General features: G+C 68.9%; 17 protein-coding genes. 2 read left to right on the plus strand and 15 right to left on the minus strand.

The features are described 5' to 3' along the window. Positions 1-130 precede the first annotated feature (130 nt). The 5 genes from JW364_RS15325 to JW364_RS15345 form a co-directional block, all read right to left on the minus strand. Positions 131-2,539, minus strand: a complete 2,409-nt coding sequence (locus JW364_RS15325; RefSeq protein WP_205334005.1) for an excinuclease ABC subunit UvrA — start codon at positions 2,537-2,539, stop codon at positions 131-133. Positions 2,540-2,745: 206 nt separating this feature from the next. Further along, the gene (locus JW364_RS15330) at positions 2,746-3,156 is read right to left on the minus strand and encodes a VOC family protein (protein WP_205334006.1); all 411 of its coding nucleotides are present in this window, start codon (positions 3,154-3,156) and stop codon (positions 2,746-2,748) included. A gap of 19 nt (positions 3,157-3,175) precedes the next feature. Beyond that, the gene (locus JW364_RS15335; protein WP_058250457.1) at positions 3,176-3,607 is read right to left on the minus strand and encodes a helix-turn-helix transcriptional regulator; all 432 of its coding nucleotides are present in this window, start codon (positions 3,605-3,607) and stop codon (positions 3,176-3,178) included. An 18-nt stretch (positions 3,608-3,625) separates the two neighbouring features. After that, positions 3,626-5,305 carry a phospho-sugar mutase gene (locus JW364_RS15340; RefSeq protein ID WP_374100837.1) on the minus strand — a complete coding sequence of 560 codons (1,680 nt, stop codon included), beginning with the start codon at positions 5,303-5,305 and terminating at the stop codon, positions 3,626-3,628. Next, positions 5,302-6,531: a glucose-1-phosphate adenylyltransferase family protein gene (locus tag JW364_RS15345; RefSeq protein ID WP_205334007.1), complete on the minus strand. Its 1,230-nt coding sequence runs from the start codon at positions 6,529-6,531 to the stop codon at positions 5,302-5,304. Before JW364_RS15345 ends, JW364_RS15340 begins: the two co-directional genes overlap by 4 nt. 28 nt (positions 6,532-6,559) lie before the next feature. On the opposite strand from JW364_RS15345, the gene JW364_RS15350 reads away from it, so the two are divergent. Beyond that, on the plus strand, positions 6,560-7,792 hold the full coding sequence (locus JW364_RS15350; RefSeq protein ID WP_205334008.1) for an NAD(P)/FAD-dependent oxidoreductase: 1,233 nt from the start codon (positions 6,560-6,562) through the stop codon (positions 7,790-7,792). Positions 7,793-7,811: 19 nt separating this feature from the next. Here the strand turns inward: JW364_RS15350 and JW364_RS15355 are convergent, their stop codons facing one another. The 6 genes from JW364_RS15355 to JW364_RS15380 form a co-directional block, all read right to left on the minus strand. After that, complete coding sequence (locus JW364_RS15355; protein WP_058250453.1) at positions 7,812-8,819, minus strand: oxygenase MpaB family protein; 1,008 nt, start codon at positions 8,817-8,819, stop codon at positions 7,812-7,814. Between the two features lie 99 nt (positions 8,820-8,918). Next, positions 8,919-9,665, minus strand: a complete 747-nt coding sequence (locus JW364_RS15360) for a VOC family protein (protein ID WP_205334009.1) — start codon at positions 9,663-9,665, stop codon at positions 8,919-8,921. Then, on the minus strand, positions 9,662-9,985 hold the full coding sequence (locus JW364_RS15365; RefSeq protein ID WP_058250451.1) for a hypothetical protein: 324 nt from the start codon (positions 9,983-9,985) through the stop codon (positions 9,662-9,664). The genes JW364_RS15360 and JW364_RS15365 overlap by 4 nt, the downstream gene beginning before the upstream one ends. A 36-nt stretch (positions 9,986-10,021) precedes the next feature. Continuing rightward, entirely contained in the window at positions 10,022-10,243 is a 222-nt protein-coding gene (locus JW364_RS15370) for a DUF3263 domain-containing protein (RefSeq protein ID WP_065632045.1), read from the minus strand. Positions 10,244-10,443: 200 nt separating this feature from the next. After that, the gene (locus JW364_RS15375; protein WP_205334010.1) at positions 10,444-11,595 is read right to left on the minus strand and encodes a DUF475 domain-containing protein; all 1,152 of its coding nucleotides are present in this window, start codon (positions 11,593-11,595) and stop codon (positions 10,444-10,446) included. Continuing rightward, positions 11,592-11,873: a hypothetical protein gene (locus JW364_RS15380; protein WP_058250449.1), complete on the minus strand. Its 282-nt coding sequence runs from the start codon at positions 11,871-11,873 to the stop codon at positions 11,592-11,594. The genes JW364_RS15375 and JW364_RS15380 overlap by 4 nt, the downstream gene beginning before the upstream one ends. Before the next feature lie 425 nt (positions 11,874-12,298). On the opposite strand from JW364_RS15380, the gene JW364_RS15385 reads away from it, so the two are divergent. Next, positions 12,299-12,643: an RNA polymerase-binding protein RbpA gene (locus tag JW364_RS15385; RefSeq protein ID WP_058250448.1), complete on the plus strand. Its 345-nt coding sequence runs from the start codon at positions 12,299-12,301 to the stop codon at positions 12,641-12,643. Between the two features lie 80 nt (positions 12,644-12,723). Here JW364_RS15385 and JW364_RS15390 read toward each other — a convergent pair whose 3' ends face one another. The 4 genes from JW364_RS15390 to JW364_RS15405 form a co-directional block, all read right to left on the minus strand. Then, positions 12,724-13,542 (minus strand): polyprenol monophosphomannose synthase, encoded by an 819-nt coding sequence (locus JW364_RS15390; protein ID WP_205334011.1) that lies wholly within the window; start codon positions 13,540-13,542, stop codon positions 12,724-12,726. Beyond that, entirely contained in the window at positions 13,526-15,220 is a 1,695-nt protein-coding gene (gene lnt, locus JW364_RS15395) for an apolipoprotein N-acyltransferase (protein ID WP_205334012.1), read from the minus strand. The genes JW364_RS15390 and lnt overlap by 17 nt, the downstream gene beginning before the upstream one ends. Beyond that, positions 15,217-16,851: an amidohydrolase gene (locus JW364_RS15400; protein ID WP_205334013.1), complete on the minus strand. Its 1,635-nt coding sequence runs from the start codon at positions 16,849-16,851 to the stop codon at positions 15,217-15,219. Before JW364_RS15400 ends, lnt begins: the two co-directional genes overlap by 4 nt. 108 nt (positions 16,852-16,959) lie before the next feature. Then, on the minus strand, positions 16,960-17,469 hold the full coding sequence (locus JW364_RS15405; protein ID WP_065632035.1) for an FxsA family protein: 510 nt from the start codon (positions 17,467-17,469) through the stop codon (positions 16,960-16,962). Positions 17,470-17,504 lie beyond the last annotated feature (35 nt).

Here is a 17,504-nt window from a genome sequence, read left to right on the forward strand (position 1 = left end):
GAGGCCGTCGCTATCGCTCCTCGCACCTCAGGGAGCGGCGGGGCGCTCCTTCGGATAGGGAGCGGTGGGGGCGCTCCTTCGGATAGGGAGCGGGAGCGAAGCTCTCGCTCGCGCCGGCTGCGCCCTCGGGTCAGGCACCGACGTACTCGGCGAGGTGCTCACCGGTGAGGGTCGATCGGTCGGCGACGATGTCGGCGGGCGTGCCCTCGAAGACGATCCGGCCGCCGTCGTGGCCGGCGCCCGGGCCGAGGTCGATGATCCAGTCAGCGTGGGCCATCACCGCCTGATGGTGCTCGATGACGATCACCGACTTCCCGGAGTCGACGAGACGGTCGAGCAGCCCGAGGAGCTGTTCCACATCGGCGAGGTGGAGGCCCGTGGTGGGCTCGTCGAGGATGTAGACGTCGCCCTTCTCCCCCATGTGGCCGGCCAACTTCAGGCGCTGGCGTTCGCCGCCGGACAGGGTGGTCAGCGGTTGACCGACCTTGATGTAGCCGAGCCCGACGTCGACCATCCGGTGCAGGATCTTGTGTGCTGCCGGGAGTTTGGCGTCGCCGTCGGCGAAGAAGGCCTCCGCCTGGGCGACCGACATCTCGAGCACTTCGCTGATGTTGCGGCCGCCGAAGGTGAAGTCGAGCACCTCGGCCTGGAATCGCTTGCCCTCGCACACCTCGCAGGGCGCGGCGACGCCGGCCATCATCGCGAGGTCGGAGTAGACGACACCCGCACCGTTGCAGTTGGGGCAGGCGCCCTCCGAGTTAGCGCTGAACAAGGCGGGTTTCACGCCGTTGGCCTTGGCGAACGCCTTGCGGATCGGCTCGAGCAGACCGGTGTAGGTCGCCGGATTGGAACGCCGCGACCCCTTGATGGCGCTCTGGTCGATGGAGACGACCCCGTCCTCCTTGGCGACCGTCGAGTTGATCAACGAACTCTTGCCCGAGCCCGCGACGCCGGTGAGCACGACCAGCACACCGAGCGGGATGTCGACGTCGACATCGCGCAGATTGTTGGCGTCGGCCCCGCGGACCTCGAGATGACCACTGGGCGTGCGGACTTCGTCCTTGACGGCGGCGCGGTCCTCCAGGTGGCGCCCGGTGAGCGTGTCCGCGGCCCGCAGTTCGTCGACGGTGCCTTCGAACACGATCGTGCCGCCGTCGGTGCCCGCTCCCGGGCCGATGTCGACGACGCGGTCGGCGATCGCGATCACCTCCGGCTTGTGCTCGACCACCAGCACCGTGTTGCCCTTGTCCCGCAATGCGCGCAGCAGATCGTTCATCCGGGTGATGTCGTGCGGGTGCAGACCGATCGACGGCTCGTCGAACACATAGGTCACGTCGGTCAGCGACGAACCGAGGTGACGGATCAGCTTGGTGCGCTGCGCCTCTCCGCCGGACAGGGTGCCGGCCGGGCGTTCCAGGGACAGGTAGCCGAGACCGATGTCGACGAACGCGTTGAGGTGGTCTCGCAGCGCGGCGATCAGCGGGGCCGCGGACGGATCGTCGAGTTCGGCGACCCACTGGGCGAGATCGCTGATCTGCATCGCGCATGCGTCGGCGATGCTGATGCCCTTGATCTTCGACGAGCGGGTCTCGGCGGTGAGGCGGGTGCCCTCACAGTCCGGGCACTTCGCGAAGGTGATCGCGCGATCGACGAAGGCGCGGATGTGCGGCTGCATCGCCTCACGGTCCTTGCTCAACATCGACTTCTGGATCTTCGGGATCAGACCCTCGTAGGTGATGTTGATGCCCTCGACCTTGATCTTGGTGGGCTCTTTGTAGAGCAGGTCGTTGAGTTGCTTCTTGGTGTACTTGGCAATTGGCTTGTCGGGGTCGAAGAAGCCGCAGCCGCGGTAGATCCGGCCGTACCAGCCGTCCATGGAGTAACCGGGGATCGTCAGCGCGCCCTCGTTGAGCGACTTCGACGAGTCGTACAGCGCGGTGAGGTCGAAGTCGGAGACGTCGCCGCGGCCCTCGCATCGTGGGCACATCCCGCCGGTGATGGAGAAGCTCCGACGCTCCTTGACCTTCTGCCCGCCCTTCTCGATGGTCACCGCACCCGCCCCGCTGATCGAGGCGACGTTGAACGAGAAGGCCTGAGGCGAACCGATATGCGGAGTTCCCAAGCGACTGAACAGGATACGCAGCATCGCGTTCGCGTCGGTGGCCGTGCCGACGGTCGACCGGACGTTGGCTCCCATCCGCTCCTGATCGACGATGATCGCCGTCGTCAGACCCTCCAGGATGTCGACGTCCGGACGAGCCATCGACGGCATGAAGCCCTGGACAAACGCGCTGTACGTTTCGTTGATGAGGCGCTGGGATTCCGCGGCGATGGTGCTGAAGACCAGTGAACTCTTGCCGGAACCCGACACCCCGGTGAAGACCGTCAGCCGACGCTTCGGCAGATCGACGCTGACGTCCTTGAGGTTGTTCTCCCGGGCGCCGTGGACGCGGATGATGTCGTGCGTGTCGGCGGGGTGGATGCCGTCGGCCCGCACGGCGTCGACCTTCCGTGCGGGACGGGTGGCGGTTCGGCTCATCGTCTCTCCATCAATGTGGCGACCGCGGGCGGGCGGTCGTCGGCGTTCGGGGTGCTCGTGTCATTCCGGAGGTCCGTTGCCGCGAGGTCGGTGCGCGGACTCCCGGTCGATCTAACCAGGGTGGCGGGCGCCGGCGCGGGGTGTTGTCGGTCGACGACCGCGCCGAGTGCTTCCGGGGGCGGGTATCGACCGGGTCCGCACATCTCTCAGCCGGCCTGGTCGATACGGATGAGGTTGCCCGCCGGGTCACGAACGGCGGCGTCGCGCACGCCATAAGGCTGATCCATCGGCTCCTGCACGATGTCGACGCCGCTGGACTGCAATTTTTCGAACAGCCCGTCGAGGTCGTCGGTCGCCAGCGTCAGCGCGCCGTAACTCCCCTTGGCGATCAACTCGAGGATCGTCTGGCGTTCCTCCTCGGAGATACCGGGATCGGCAGCCGGCGGATGCAGGACGATCGACGTGCCCGGCTGTCCGGGCGGGCCGACGGTCAGCCACCGCATGCCCTCGTAGCCGACATCCTTGCGGAGTTCGAAACCGAGGAGGTCACGGTAGAAGCCCAAGGCGGCGTCGCCATCGATGTGTGGGAGGAAGGTGTACTGGATCGTGATGTTCATGGGATCAGGCTAGGCAGTCTCACCCGCGCTGTGCTTCTCGATTCCTGATCGGTCTCGTGATGTTCTTCGCCAGGCACGCCGGTATGCCGTCCGTCGCGTCGGCCGACTGTTCGCGATAGACCGTCGGCGGTACCCCGACGAGTTCGGTGAACCGGGTGCTGAAGGTGCCCAACGACGAGCAGCCCACCTCGAAGCAGACCTCGGTGACGGTCAGGTCGCCGCGCCGCAGCAGCGTCATCGCCCGTTCTATGCGGCGAGTCATCAAGTACGAGTAAGGCGATTCGCCGTAGGTCTGGCGGAACTTCCGGCTCAGGTGACCGGCCGACATGTTCACCCCGCGCGCGAGCGCCTCGACGTCGAGCGGCTGCGCGTACTCGCGGTCGATGCGATCGCGGACCTGACGCAGCAGGGTCAGGTCGCGCAGGCGCTGATCGGAATCGGTTCGCGGCACGGATCGATCGTAGTGCGCTCAGACCTCGAGCACCGCCGAGATGTCCGCACCGAGGGCGTCGAGACGGCGTGCGGCCTCGTCCCGCGGTACGGCGCCGCCCGGGCAGTCGAGGACGACTTCGAGATAGCACTTCAGCTTCGGCTCGGTGCCGGAGGGACGCACGACGACGCGGTCGTCGGCGGCGGTCCGCACCAGGACGCCATCGGTCGGCGGCAGGTCAGCGGATCCATGTGCCAGGTCGCGGTTCTCCACCACCGGCGAGCCGGCCAGTCGTTCGATCGGTGAGGAACGCAGGCGCTGCATCATCTCGCCGATCAGCGCGGTGTCCTCGACGCGGATCGTCAACGGTGCGGTGGCATGCAGGCCGTGGCGACGGGCGAGCCGGTCGAGCTCGTCGGTCAGCGTGCGGCCATCCCTCCCGAGTTCCTCGACGAGGGAGATGACCCGGACCATCGCACCGATGCCGTCCTTGTCGCGGACGGTGTCGGGGTCGGTGCAGTAGCCGATCGCCTCCTCGTAACCGAGACGCAGGCCGGAAGTCCGGGCGATCCACTTGAATCCGGTGAGCGTCGCCGCGAACCGCAGCCCGTGGTCCGCGGCGATCCGGCCGAGCAGCCGGCTCGACACGATCGAACACGCCAGGGTGTCACCGGGGCGCGTCGCATCCCGTGCCGCCTGCTCCCCCAGCAGCGCGCCGATCTCGTCGCCGGTCAGCTGCCGCCACTGACCATCGGGACCGACCGTCGCCACCGAGCAGCGGTCGGCGTCGGGGTCGAGGGCGATGACGACGTCCGCGTCGACGTCGCGTGCGAGGTCGAGCGCGAGGTCGAGGGCACCGGGCTCCTCCGGGTTCGGGAACGGCACCGTCGGGAAGTCCGGATCGGGAGCGGACTGCGCCGCCACCACGTGGACGTCGCCGATTCCCGCGGCCCGCAACACGTCTCGGGCGACCGCACCCCCGACCCCGTGCATCGGCGTCAGTACGACGCGCACCGGCGACGGACCGCCGACGGGTCGTAGCCGCGCGGTGCGCTCGACATAGGTACGGACCGTCTCGTCATCGAGGTGGATGACTGCCGCGGAGTCGCGGGGCACCTCGTCGGCGGGCGGCGCCTGCGCGATCCGGTCCGCGATGTCGGCGTCGGCCGGCGAGATGATCTGCACTCCCCTGCCCGCATCGTCGGTGACACGCCCGCCGAGATACACCTTGTAACCGTTGTCGGCCGGTGGGTTGTGCGAGGCGGTGATCATCACCCCGGCGTCGCAGTCGAGCGCACGCGTCGCATGAGCGGTGACCGGCGTCGGCAACCGGGGTGGCAGCGCGAACACCGTGAGCCCTTGCGCCGCAAGCACTTCGGTTGCCGCATCGAAGAACTCGGCAGATCCGTGCCGGGCGTCGCACCCGACCACGACGCGCGCGTCGGGACCGACCGTGTCGAGCAGATACCGCGCGACACCGGCCGTGGCGCGGGTGACCACGGCGACGTTCATCCGTGACTCGCCCGCACCGACCTCGCCGCGCAGGCCGGCGGTGCCGAAGGTCAGCGGTCCGTGGAAGCGGGCCGCGAGATCGTCGGCGGCGGCGACGTCACCGGTCACGGCCGCGTCGATCAGATCGTTCAGCACGGCTCGGGTCGACGGGTCCGGATCGTGGTCCCGCCAGTGCCGCGCGGTCGCGAACAGGTCGGCCCGGGTCACCGGATGCGGCGACCCGGCTCGACGCGGTCTCCCAATGCCACCCGGGCACCGCGCAGGATCTGCGTATCCATCCCGACCAACGTGATCTTCTCGGTCGGGACCGGGCGTGTCCGCGGGTGCCCGCCGATCACCGCGTTCGGGCCGACGCGCACCCGTTCGTCGAGGACAGACCATGCGACCGACGCGCCGGCGCCGATGACAACGTCACCGAAGATCACCGAATCGGCCACGACCGCACCTTTTTCGACGACCACCCCCGGTCCGAGAACGCTGCGTCGGACCGTTCCGTGCACGTGGGCGCCGCTGCTGACGAGACTGTCCTCGACGACCGCCCCGGTCTCGATACGCGCGGCCGGGCGCTGCGGCTGGTTGGTGAGGATCGGCCGGTCGGCGCGGAAGACGTCGAGGGACCCGGAGATGAGGTCGCGGTGCGCCTGCAGGTAGGTCTCGGGACGGCCGGCGTCGATCCAGTACCCCGGCATCGCGTGGGCCACCGTCTTGCCGCGGTCGACGAACCAGGGCACCAGGTGTTCGCCGAAGTCGCCCAGGCCGGTGTCGTCCTTCGGGGATCCCTCGGTCGTCCGGCTCTCCAGGTACTCGAGGCCCTCGATGAGGACGGCCGGGTCGTAGACGAAGATCTCGGTGGCGATCGTGCGCGTGGTGGCGCGTTCGGGTTTGTAGCGGAACTCGCGGACGGTCCCGTCGCGGCGGGCTTTCACGGTGGCGTGCTGCGCGGCCTCCTCGAGCGGACACGTCGTGGTGACGACAGTGCATTCGGCGCCGTGGCGGCGGTGGGTCTCGATGGCGTCGCGGAAGTCGAAGTCGTAGACGTGGTCGGCGCTCATGACGATGACCTCGGCCGGTGCGTGGGCGGCGATGCGGCCGCGGATGCGGTACAGCAGGTCGGCGTTGCCGGTCGCGAAGCCGTCTTCGGTTTCCGGGGCGTCGGTCTGCTCCGGCATCACCACGCGCAACCCGCCGCTCGTGCGGTCCAGATCCCAGGGACGGCCACCCGCCACGATCTGGGTGATGGTCTCGGCCTCGTATTGCACGCACAACCACACGTCGTCGATGTGACTGTGGTGCAGGTTGGAGAGCGGGAAGTCGATGAGCTGATAGTTGCCCGCGAACGGCAACGCGGGTTTCGCCCGCCGATCGGTCAGCACCTCCATCCGCGAACCACGTCCACCGGCCTGCACGATCGCGAGAACCTCCGAATACCGCATCACCCCAGTCTGCCCCACGCCGCCGGGTTTGCCCGGATACCGTGGCCGACGGAACTCGACGACAAGCGACGAGGAGGTACGAGCAGTGACGCGCACCCACCGGGCCGAGCACGCGACGACGGAGCGTGTGGAGGTCGACTGCCTCGTGGTCGGCGGCGGCATCGTCGGGCTGGCGGTGGCGCGGGCATTCGCCCGGCGAGGACGCGACGTCGTCGTCCTCGAGGCCACCGATTCGGTTGGCGCGCAGACGACCTCGCGGAGCTCGGAGGTGATCCACGCCGGCATCTACTACCCCGAGGGCAGCCTGAAGGCGGAACTGTGCGTCCGCGGTCGCGATCAGTTGACCCGATTCTGCGACGAGCACGGCGTCTCGTGGGCGCGGCCGGGCAAACTCATCGTCGCCACCGACGGCACCCAGAGCGAACGCCTCGACGTCTTGCTCCGACACGGTCTGGCCAACGGCGTGTCCGACCTCCGACGGATCGGAGTGGACGAACTGCGCGACCGGGAACCGGCAGTCGAAGGCGTCGCGGCACTGTTCTCACCGTCGACCGGGATCGTCGACGTCGACGGTGTGGTGCGTGCACTGGTGCGTGACCTGGAGGCACACGGTGGCGCGATCGCGTTGCGCAGCAGAGTGATCGGCGGACAGATCAACGCACACGGCGTCACCGTGCAGACATCGGACGGCGAATCGGCCTCCGCCCGGACGCTCGTCAACTGTGCCGGGATCGGCGCGTGGGAGGTGGCCCGGGCGCTGGCCGGCTTCGGCGGCCGGATCCCGCCGCGCTTCCTCGCCAAGGGGAACTACTTCGGGTTGTCCGGCGTCCGGGCGCCGTTCCGTCACCTCGTCTACCCGATCCCCGCCGACGGCGGATTGGGCGTGCACTTCACGATGGATCTCGCCGGCGAGGCCCGATTCGGCCCCGACGTCGAATGGCTGAACTCGTCCCCCGACGAGACGATTGCCGGAGAGGTACTCGACTACGCCGTCGACGAGGCGCGCGCCGACGCATTCGAACGAGCCATCCGCACGTACTGGCCGCACTTGCCGGCCAACGCCCTGGTGCCCGCCTACGCCGGGATCCGGCCCAAGGTCGCCGGGCCGGGTGCCGGTGCCGGTGACTTCGTGATCCAGGGGCCGCGGTCACACGGCATCGCGGGCCTGGTCAACCTCTTCGGTATCGAGTCGCCGGGCATCACGTCATCGTTGGCGATTGCCGACCATGTCGTCGGTCTGGTCACGCCCCCGACGACGTGACCAGACCGACCGGGAGCGCTCAGCCCTGGTGCGCCGCACCCTCTTTGGGGTGGTACTGGTAGGCAGCGCTTGCCTTCTCGCGAACCTTCATGGCCTGGATCGCGTCGTGATGACGCCGGGCGTGATAGGCCAGCGGGAAGTACGTCAGCCGCTCCGGCAGGGTGCGGTAGGCGAATCGTAGATTGCGATGAATCCGCTCGAGGTGACGCTGCTCGGCGTCGGACCAGCTCAGGCCCAGGATCTCCCGCACGCGCGGATCCATGACGCCGACGGTGGTCAGGTAGTTGAAGTTCTGGAACGGCACCGACGCGGTGGCAGCGGCCTTCTTCACGGCGGGGCGCAACGCCTTGGGCACCGACTTCGGGACGACGGGCGCGGCGCGCATCTGACCGATCAGTTCCAGCGCGACCGGGTGCCGGACGAGCTTGTTCTCGATGAAATCGTCGAAGTACTCGTCGAACTCCTCGAGGGTCTCGGGGTAGTTCTTCATCGGTACCTGGACGATCTTGGCGATGCGGCGGTTGTCCCGCAGGAGTTCTTTGCGCTCCTCGAGGGTGAAGTGCCGGCCCAGCACCAGCGGCGCGGCGGTCTCGATCGTGGGTAGCGCGGTGGCGATCACCCAGGCGTACGCCTCCGGGTTGAGTGCACTGATGTGCTTGCCCTCCGAGTTGCGCATCTGCAGCGGCTGGTGCAGCTTGCGGAGACGCTTGCCCTCCTCGAGAGCCTCCTGACCGCCGTAGGTCCAGCGCAGCACCGAGTCGGCGGAGCGGATCGCACGTCCCACGGGATCGGTGCGGAAGACTGAATACTTGTCGACGACATCGCCGATGACGGGGTGCATCACCTGCATCACGAACGCCGCCCCGTTGATCGGGAGGAACGTGTACATGCCGGTGAGCTTGGCGGTCAGCGAGTCCGGCGGGATCAGTTCGATCTCGTCGTCGCGGTGGTTGAGCAGCGGCTCGCCCGCCACGAAGTCACTCGCTGCGGGTTCGGACGCTGTCCGTTCTTCGTGTACCGCGGTCATGGTGCCCCCAACATCGGTCTCGGATACTACTAATTCGACAACATTCGTAGTCAGATTAGCGCAGGCGTTCCCGAAAACCCACCTTTTGTCGGATTTCGGCTACTGAAGCGAGTCGGCTCCGGCGTCGGGGCCGATGACCACGGTCCGCGTGGCGAGTTCGCGGTGGCGAACCGTGAAGATCCGCGTGCCCTTCTTGCGTCCGCTGCGGACCTCGCTGAGATCGAGTCCGTCGGCCGTCAGACGCGCGTGGGTCGTGTCCACATCGGTCGACCGCCATGCCACACCCCAGAGCAAGACCGGCGACGACGGCACCGGGTCGGCCGGCGGGCGGGGCGCGGCGACGACCTCGACGATCAGGTCGTCGCGCCGGAAGAACAGCTGACGGGCGTCCTGCCCGATCGGCTGGTCGAGACGGAAATCGAGGCCGAAGGTACCGGCGAACAGCGCGACGGCGACATCGCGGTTGTCGCAGGTGAAGACCAGATGGTCGAGGCCGGTCAGATCGCCGTCGGCGGCGACTCCGGATTCGTGTCGTTCGGCGATCCCGACCGGACTGGTCTCACCCAGCGCTCCGAGGACGGTGTCCGCGAGCGGATACCCGCGCCGGCCGAGTAGACGCCGGGACGCGGCGACGTCGTCGACCGTGAAGTACACGTCGTGGGTGTCGGGCTCGCCGCCCGACGGCCGGATCGAGAGGGCGACGTTGCCGAGGTTCACCACTCGCCGGCCGTCGGCGCCCGTACCGACCTCGCGTCCGAGCAACCGCTGGTAGGTCTCGGCGGTCGTCGACGGGTCGTCGCTCGCGAGGTCGACGAGTGCGTGCGGGCCGGCGGGCGGAATCGTCACCGCTTCTTCTTACCCTTCCGACGACGAGCCGGCGCCGGCGGCACCCGTCGATGGATCAGTTGCGCCGAGCTGGTGATATGCCAAGCGCGACAGGAGCACTCGTAGTAGCGCAGCTCCGGAGCGGTACCGACGAGGTGGCGCCGGAGTCGATCGATGCCCTCGCGAGCGTCGGCCGGTGAGGCGAACGGCAGTTTGTCAGGCGTCGGGCAGGCCGGGTAGTCGATGCCGGCGCGGCGCCGCCGTCGAGGTTGCTCGCGGAACGCCGTGCGTGCCTCGACATCGCGATAGAACGCTTCGAGATCGTCATCGGAGAAGGGCACCCGTCGATTATCCCCCGAGCCGCGCGCGGGCTGGGATCAGCGGGCCATCCACAGCCGACGGCGGATGACCTGGCGCATGCGGCGCAGCTCCGCAGCGGTCAATCCCGACGGCGGGTCGGTGTCGACGAGGCGGTCGACCTGGGAGAAGAAGTCCCGATCGGTGAGGCCGAATTCCTCGACGATCTGCCGGGAGGAGCCCCCGCCCAGGGAGTACCAGTCCGTCTCGAACTGGATCATCTGCTGCTGTTTGCTGTCCATGAAGACCACCGAATCTGCGTTTTCGACCTGAAACCCGGACCTGTGTCGCGGAGCCACTCGGCTTCGGCTCCTGCGTGACACACGTCACCGACGTCGTCATTTCTACACCTGTCGACCGACAGAAGACAGCAGGCGGCCCATGCTGATTCCAAAGGTCCCGCAGATGTTCACCGCACGTTCGAGGACGGCCGGGGAGAAGCTCAGACGGCCAGTCGATCGCCGGTCTCGGCACGCGCTTCGCGCCGGTTCGCGCGGATGCTGCTGGCGAGCGACGCGCCGATGAACGCCACGCCGACGAGCCCCGTGATCACCTCGTTGATCTCGATCTCGATGCTGATCAACAGGATTGCGGCCAGCGCGCCGATGGCCCAGTGCGCACCGTGTTCGAGGTAGCGGTACTCCCCCAGCGTGCCCTTGCGGACAAGGTAGATCGTGATGGACCGCACGAACATCGCGCCGATGAATCCGAGCCCCAACGCGATGATGATCGGGTCGGAGGTGATGGCGAAGGCGCCGATCACCCCGTCGAAGGAGAACGACGCGTCCAGGAGCTCGAGATAGAGGAACAGGAAGAACCCGGCCTTGCCGGCGGCCACGGTGACCGGGTGCGGACCGGAGCCGTTCGATCCGGACCTGTGTGAGTCGGGCCCCTCTGATTCCGGCCCGTCGGATTCCGGCTCGTCTGATTCCGGCTGGGCCATGAACAGCGAGCTGAGCCCGTCGACGGTGATGTAGGTGACCATGCCCAGGATCCCGGCGATCAGGACGGTCGCGCGGCTCTCGTCCGGCGCCAGGAACTCGGCGGTGAGAACCAGCGCGAGGGCGGCCAGTACGACCGCGAGCTGGTCGAGCCTGCCGAGCGTGGCGAGCGGCTTCTCGAGCCACGTGAGCCAGGTCTGCGGGCGCTCGGTGAGCACGAAGTTGAGGAACAGGAGCAGGAGGAACATGCCGCCGAACGCCGCGATCTGCGGGTGGGCCTCGGTGAGGATCGTCTCGTAGCTGGGTTGACCGTCGGCGAAATGCGTCTGCCCCTCGGGCGGCGGGTTCATCGCCAGGTCGAGCGCCTCGACGGGGTTGAGACCTCCGGTGATCCACACGATGACCAGCGGGAACAGGAGACGCATGCCGAACACGGCGATGAGCACGCCGACGGTGAGGAACATCTTCTGCCAGAACGCGCTCATCCGTTCGAGGATCGTTGCATTGATGACCGCGTTGTCGAACGACAGGGACACCTCGAGCACGCCGAGGATGGCGCACAGGGCGAGGCCGGTCCAGCCGAGGTAGAGGTAGGCGACGACCAGCGCCACGAGCGTGACGACGAGCGAGGGCGCGAAGATGCGCGCGGTCACCGCAGCTTCTCGGCTTCCCGCGCGAGTTCGAGCAGCGTGTCGGTGAGGTCGGCCAGCACGTCGTGTCCGGCACCTTCGGCCACCGCGGTGCCGAGGTCCTCCGCGGCGCACCGCAGCGCGAACATCCGGTCGCCGAAGTCGGCGGCCTCGGCCGAGGAGAGGATCACCGCGTCGTCGGGAATGGATGTGCCCTCCAGCAGCGTTCTCTGCTCGTAAGCACGCTGCCTGCACGATCGCTTGCAGTACTTCCGCCGACGCCCCATCTCGGAGTCCACCATCGTGCGGCCGCACCAGGCGCAGGCGTACGGCCGACGCCGACGCGATGCGCCCGTTTGTACGCCGTGCGTAGTGCCTGGTTCCACACCGAGACCGTACCGCTGTCACGACCGGCCCCGCTCGCTGCGCTCCCGGCGGCGGCACACACTCGCCCCGCTCGCTGCGCTCCCGGCGGCGGCACACACTCGCCCCGCTCGCTGCGCTCCCGGCGGCGGCACACACTCGCCCCGCTCGCTGCGCTCCCGGCGGCCCCGCGGACCGCGGTGGACAACACGGGTCGTCGCCGGTGGCGAACCCACGCAGGAATGCGCGTAGAATGTTCCTGTTGACGACCCGAAAGTCGTGCGCAGCGTTGCGCGCGTACCTGGAATGCAACAGAGATCTCCCGGCAGACCGGGAGATCCGACGAAGTTGAGAGGAACCCTTCATGGCAGATCGAGTACTTCGGGGTAGCCGCCTCGGCGCGGTGAGCTACGAGACCGATCGTGACCACGACCTCGCGCCACGACGCATCGTCCAGTACCGCACCGACAACGGCGAGATCTTCGACGTGCCGTTCGCCGACGACGCGGAGGTCCCGTCGAAGTGGCCGTGCAAGAACGGCATGGAAGGCACCATCCTCGAGGGCGCCGAGCCCGAGGAGAAGAAGACCAAGCCGCCGCGTACGCACTGGGACATGCTGCTCGAGCGTCGCAGCGAGGAAGAGCTCGAAGTGCTGCTCAACGAGCGCCTCGACCTGCTCAAGCAGCGGCGCAAGGGCATCACCAACTGACACCCGCCGGGCGCCCGACGCCCGGAACCGAACAGACCCGGCAGGACATCCCTGCCGGGTCTGTTCGTCTGCTCAGCGGATCATCGCGTCCGGACGAGTCCCCAGCGCTCGAGGCGGCTCTGGACTCCCCAGCGGGCGACCATCGTGAACGCCTCGGACATCACGCCGCCACTCATCTTGGACACCCCGATCTCACGTTCGGTGAAGGTGATCGGTACCTCCCGGACGTCGAAGCCGGCACGCACCGTGCGCCACGCCAGGTCGATCTGGAAGCAGTAACCCGCGGACTCGACGGTGTCGAGCTGGATCTTCTCCAGCACGATGCGGCGATAGGCGCGGAACCCGGCGGTGATGTCGTGGACGCCCGCACCGAGAGCCAGACGGGCATAGGTGTTGGCACCGCGGGAGAGGAACTCCCGGCGCTTCGGCCAGTTCACCAGCTTGCCGCCCGGGACATAACGGGACCCGATCACGAGATCCGCGCCGTCGTTGACGGCGTCGAACAGGCGGTGCAGCTGCTCAGGCGCGTGGCTGCCGTCCGCGTCCATCTCGACGATGACCGCATAGTCGCGGTCGAGTCCCCACGCGAATCCGGCGAGGTACGCCTTGCCGAGGCCATCCTTGTCGACGCGGTGCATGACATGGACCCGGGTCGCCGCGTCGGCCCGGGCGAGGTCGTCGGCGACGTCGCCCGTGCCGTCCGGGCTCGAGTCGTCGACCACGAGGACATGCGCCCCTGGCAGCACGTCCTGTAGACGTCCGATGACGAGCGGCAGGTTGTCGCGCTCGTTGAACGTCGGCACGACGACGAGTGCGCCCGTGCCGTCGGCGCCGACCACGCGTTGCGGCGCGTCGTCGGGCCGCCGCTGCCCTGCCGTGGCGTCAATCCCCGATGCCATCGAGCTCCTTCGTGTCACCGGTCGCCCGTGCGGCGACCCTGCGTGGCCTGAGTGAGAACCTAGTACGCGAGCGCAGCGCAAACAAAAGCCCGGCCACCGCCGCGATGATCGCGATCACCTCCGGCCAGGGGCCCAGGCGGGTCGCGAGGGTCATGTCCTCATGGAGTGGCAGACGCCCGGTCAGCACGTCCGCGGTGAATATGCCGGACTGCTGGCTGATGGATCCGTCCGGCTCGATGACGGCGCTCACCCCACTGGTGGCCGCGACGACCACGGACCGCCCGTGTTCGACGGCCCGGACCTGTGACATGGCCAACTGCTGGTACGTCATCTCGGTCCGGCCGAAGGTCGCGTTGTTGGTGGGCACGAACAGCATCTGCGCGCCGTCCCGGACGGATTGCCGAGCGGCCCGGTCGAAGGCGACCTCCCAGCAGGTCGCGACACCGACGGTCACCGTCCCCGAGCGACCGGGCACATCGACCACGGTGGGTCCGGTGCCGGGGCGGAAGTCTCCGGCCATGTCCGCATACGACGAGAAGAGGCGGAAGAACGGCCGCCACGGGAGGTATTCGCCGAACGGCTGGACGATGTGCTTGTCGTAGCGGTCGACCGGGCCCTGCGCGCCGTCCCAGACCAGGACCGAATTGGTGGGTCGGCCATCGGGGTTGCGGATGAGCGTGCCGACCAGGATCGGCGCGTCGACGGCCTCGGAGGCTGCGGTGATGCCGGCGGCCGCGTCTTCGTTGTCCAGCGGCGAGATGTCCGAGGCGTTCTCCGGCCAGAGGACGAAGTCGGGCTGCTCGGTCTGCCCGGTGTCGATCGCCCGGCCGTAGGACATCGTCGTGCGGACGTGATTGTCGAGGACAGCGCGCCGCTGGGCGTTGAAATCCAGACCCAGTCGCGGGACATTGCCCTGGATGGCACCGATCCGGGCCGAGGACGTCGCGATGTTGCGGTCGAGGCTGGCGGGGGTCGCCGCGATGGCGGCGATCGGTGCGAGCAGCGCGATGGCCACTGCGGCGGTCGCGATGCGCACCACGTCCGAGGAACGTTCGGTGGACGGTCCCGGACCGTCGGCGTGCTCGGGGTCGGAGACGGTCGTCGTGCGCCGGTACGCCCGGGTGAGGATCACGAGCAGCCAGGCGACGGCGGAGCCGAAGAGCGCGACACCGGCCGACAGCCCGGGTGCGCCGAGCACCGAGGCCAGCGGCAGCAGCGGTCCGTCGACCTGACTGAATGCGGTTCTCCCCCAGGGGAACCCGCCGAACGGGAAGGCGGACCGGAGCCCTTCGACGAGCACCCACGACAACGTGAACCACACCGGGGGCACCGGAAGGCGCATCGTCAGGGTGGCGATCGCGCCGAACAGCGCGAGGTAGACGGCGAGCACCGCGGCCAGGGCGAGCCACGGAAGCGGACCGACGTAGACGCCGATCCACGGCAACAGCGGCACGAAGAACGCCAGCCCGAAGACGAAGCCGATCCACCCGCCGGTGCGCACCCGGGGCGACCCGACGAAGAGTGCGGCGAACAGCAGGCCGAGGCCGAGGACCGCGAGGAACCACCAGTTGCGCGGTGGGAACGCGGCCCACATCGCCAAGCCCGCGGCGGCGGCGGTCCCGGTACGTGCGAGCCAGGACGCTGAGATCCGGGATCGGGAGACCCGCGGGGGACTCACCCGGCGTCCCGGTCGTACAGGGTCCGGCCGCGATGCACGGTGCGCACGCAGCGCGGCAGCGCGGCCCCCGGTGAGACGTCCGGCAGCGCGGGCACCCGCGACCGCGGATCGGTCGACCACCGCTGGACCTTCTCGTGGGATCCGGCGACGACGAGCTCGTCGACCTCCCACACCGCGTAACTCGCCGGGGCGCCGGGCGTCAGGGTCCCGGTGACACCGTCGTTGACTCCCCCGGCCCGCCAGCCGCCGCGGGTCGTCGCGGCGAACGCGCCGCGCGCCGAGATCGCATTGGTCGGCTGATGATGGTGCACGGCGGCCCGGATGGTCGACCACGGGTCGATGGCCGTCACCGGTGCGTCTGACGAGAACGACAGCGCGACACCGGTTTTGGCCAGCATCGCGAAGTCGTTGAGGGTGGCCGCACGGCTCGCCCCGAGACGGGCGTCGTACAGGTCGCCCGGACCGCCCCATTCGGCGTCGAACAACGGTTGCATGCTGGCGATGACGCCGCAGCGGGCGAGGACCTCGGCGCCGGCGGCGGTGACCATCTCGGCGTGTTCGAGCCGGTGCGCACAGCGTGCGAGCGCGGGCGTGCCGAGTTCGTCGGCGAGTTCGGCGAGTGCGCCGACGACCACACCGGTCGCGGCATCGCCGATGACGTGGAAGCCCGCCTGGATGCCCGCGATCGTGCAGGCGCGCAGGTGATCGCGGATCTGGTCGGGGTCGAGGTAGCTGATACCGCTGGTGTGCGGATCGTCGGTGTATGGCTCCGAGAGCCACGCGGTGTGGGAGCCGATGGCACCGTCGATGAACAGGTCACCGCCCAGGGCATCGGCCCGGGTGATCGACATCAGTTCGCGGGCGTGGTCGGCGTCGGTGACGGCCTGGCCCCAGTAGCGCCGGATCTCGACGGGATGGTCGAGTTCGGCGAGCGCGAGGAAGTCGTCCATGCCGCTGATGTCCGGTCCGCCGTTCTCGTGCACGGCCACCACCCCGTGGGCGGCGGCCCCGTCGAGCGCGCGGCGTTGTGCGCGTTCGCGATGCGCCGCGGTGACCAGCAGGCGGGCCGCGCCGCGGACGAGGTGGTGGGCCTCGGCGACCAGCGGCTCCTCCGGGTGATACCCGACGGCGTCGGCCAGGTCCGGGATCAGGCGTCGCAGCGCGGTGGACGCCACCGCGGAGTGCTCGTCGATCCGGGCGAGGTACACCGGCCTGGTCCCGACGACGGCGTCGAGCTCGGTGGTCGTCGGGAAACGACCGTCGTCGGGTTCGGCGCCCGCCCACGTCGAGTCGTCCCAGCCGAGACCCCAGATGAGGTCGCCTTCGTCATGGGCGGATTCGGCGGCCACGGCCTTCTCCACCAGCCGCAGGCAGTGCGTGCGGCTCGACGCCTCGTTCAGGGTGAGGCCGTCGAGTCCGAGCCCGGTGGACGTCAGGTGGACGTGGGAGTCGACGAACCCGGGACTGACGAAGTGTCCGGCGAGGTCGATGACCTCGGCGTCGGGATGGAGTGCGCGGCCGACGTCGTCGGTCCCGACCCAGACGACGATTCCGTCGGTCACGGCCATCGCGGTCGCGTCGGGGGCGGCCGGCGAGTACACGGCGCCGCCGAGAAGCAGTTGGGTTGCCACGATCGTTCAGTGTGCCTTGCCGTCGGAGGAGGGTGGCGAGGGGTCCGGGTGCGTGCGTGTCGGTGACGCGGGCGGCGTGGTGCCGACCGTCGGCTGATCAGGACCTGTTCAGCGGCCCTGCGGTAGGCCCCGGGTGTGCGGCGGTGCCGACGGCGACCCCGGCTCGGAAGTGTCGGATTCCACGACGGAACCCTCGACGACGGTCGCGCCACGTCCTGCGCCGTAGACACCGGTGGCATACATCCCGGCCCGGTCCATCGCGGTCGCCACACGGCGGGCACCCACCGCGGCGACGGCCGGACGCATCACCCGACGGGTGGGCGGGAACAGCAGCAGGGTCCCGGCCACGGTCGACACGACGCCCGGGACGACCAGGAGGATGGTCGACACGGCGACGAGCGCGGTGTCGGCCAGCGGGGCGCGGGCGTCGACCTCGTTTCTCGACGCGCGGCGCAGCTCGTCGAAGACCTTGCCGCCCTGCCAGCGCAGGACGACGAATCCGAGGACCACGGCGGCGAGGCTGATGAGCACCGCCCAGCCGAATCCGAGGGTCATGACCATCGCGACGAATGCGGCGATCTCCAGCACGGCGTAGGCCGCGAACCAGCGGAGAGCCATGGTGCTTCACCTGTCCTTCGGTGCTCTCGGCACCC

Source organism: Gordonia sp. BP-119 (genome assembly GCF_016924115.1).
GTDB lineage: Bacteria > Actinomycetota > Actinomycetes > Mycobacteriales > Mycobacteriaceae > Gordonia > Gordonia hongkongensis.

What these genes read in the sequence shown, in the direction of transcription:
- JW364_RS15355 (WP_058250453.1), bottom strand. Translation starts at nt 8,819, where the DNA reads ATGACCGCGGTACACGAAGAACGGACAGCGTCCGAACCCGCAGCGAGT.
- JW364_RS15380 (WP_058250449.1), bottom strand. Translation starts at nt 11,873, where the DNA reads ATGGTGGACTCCGAGATGGGGCGTCGGCGGAAGTACTGCAAGCGATCG.
- JW364_RS15325 (WP_205334005.1), bottom strand. Translation starts at nt 2,539, where the DNA reads ATGAGCCGAACCGCCACCCGTCCCGCACGGAAGGTCGACGCCGTGCGG.
- JW364_RS15385 (WP_058250448.1), top strand. Translation starts at nt 12,299, where the DNA reads ATGGCAGATCGAGTACTTCGGGGTAGCCGCCTCGGCGCGGTGAGCTAC.
- JW364_RS15345 (WP_205334007.1), bottom strand. Translation starts at nt 6,531, where the DNA reads ATGCGGTATTCGGAGGTTCTCGCGATCGTGCAGGCCGGTGGACGTGGT.
- JW364_RS15405 (WP_065632035.1), bottom strand. Translation starts at nt 17,469, where the DNA reads ATGGCTCTCCGCTGGTTCGCGGCCTACGCCGTGCTGGAGATCGCCGCA.
- JW364_RS15370 (WP_065632045.1), bottom strand. Translation starts at nt 10,243, where the DNA reads ATGGACAGCAAACAGCAGCAGATGATCCAGTTCGAGACGGACTGGTAC.
- JW364_RS15390 (WP_205334011.1), bottom strand. Translation starts at nt 13,542, where the DNA reads ATGGCATCGGGGATTGACGCCACGGCAGGGCAGCGGCGGCCCGACGAC.
- JW364_RS15330 (WP_205334006.1), bottom strand. Translation starts at nt 3,156, where the DNA reads ATGAACATCACGATCCAGTACACCTTCCTCCCACACATCGATGGCGAC.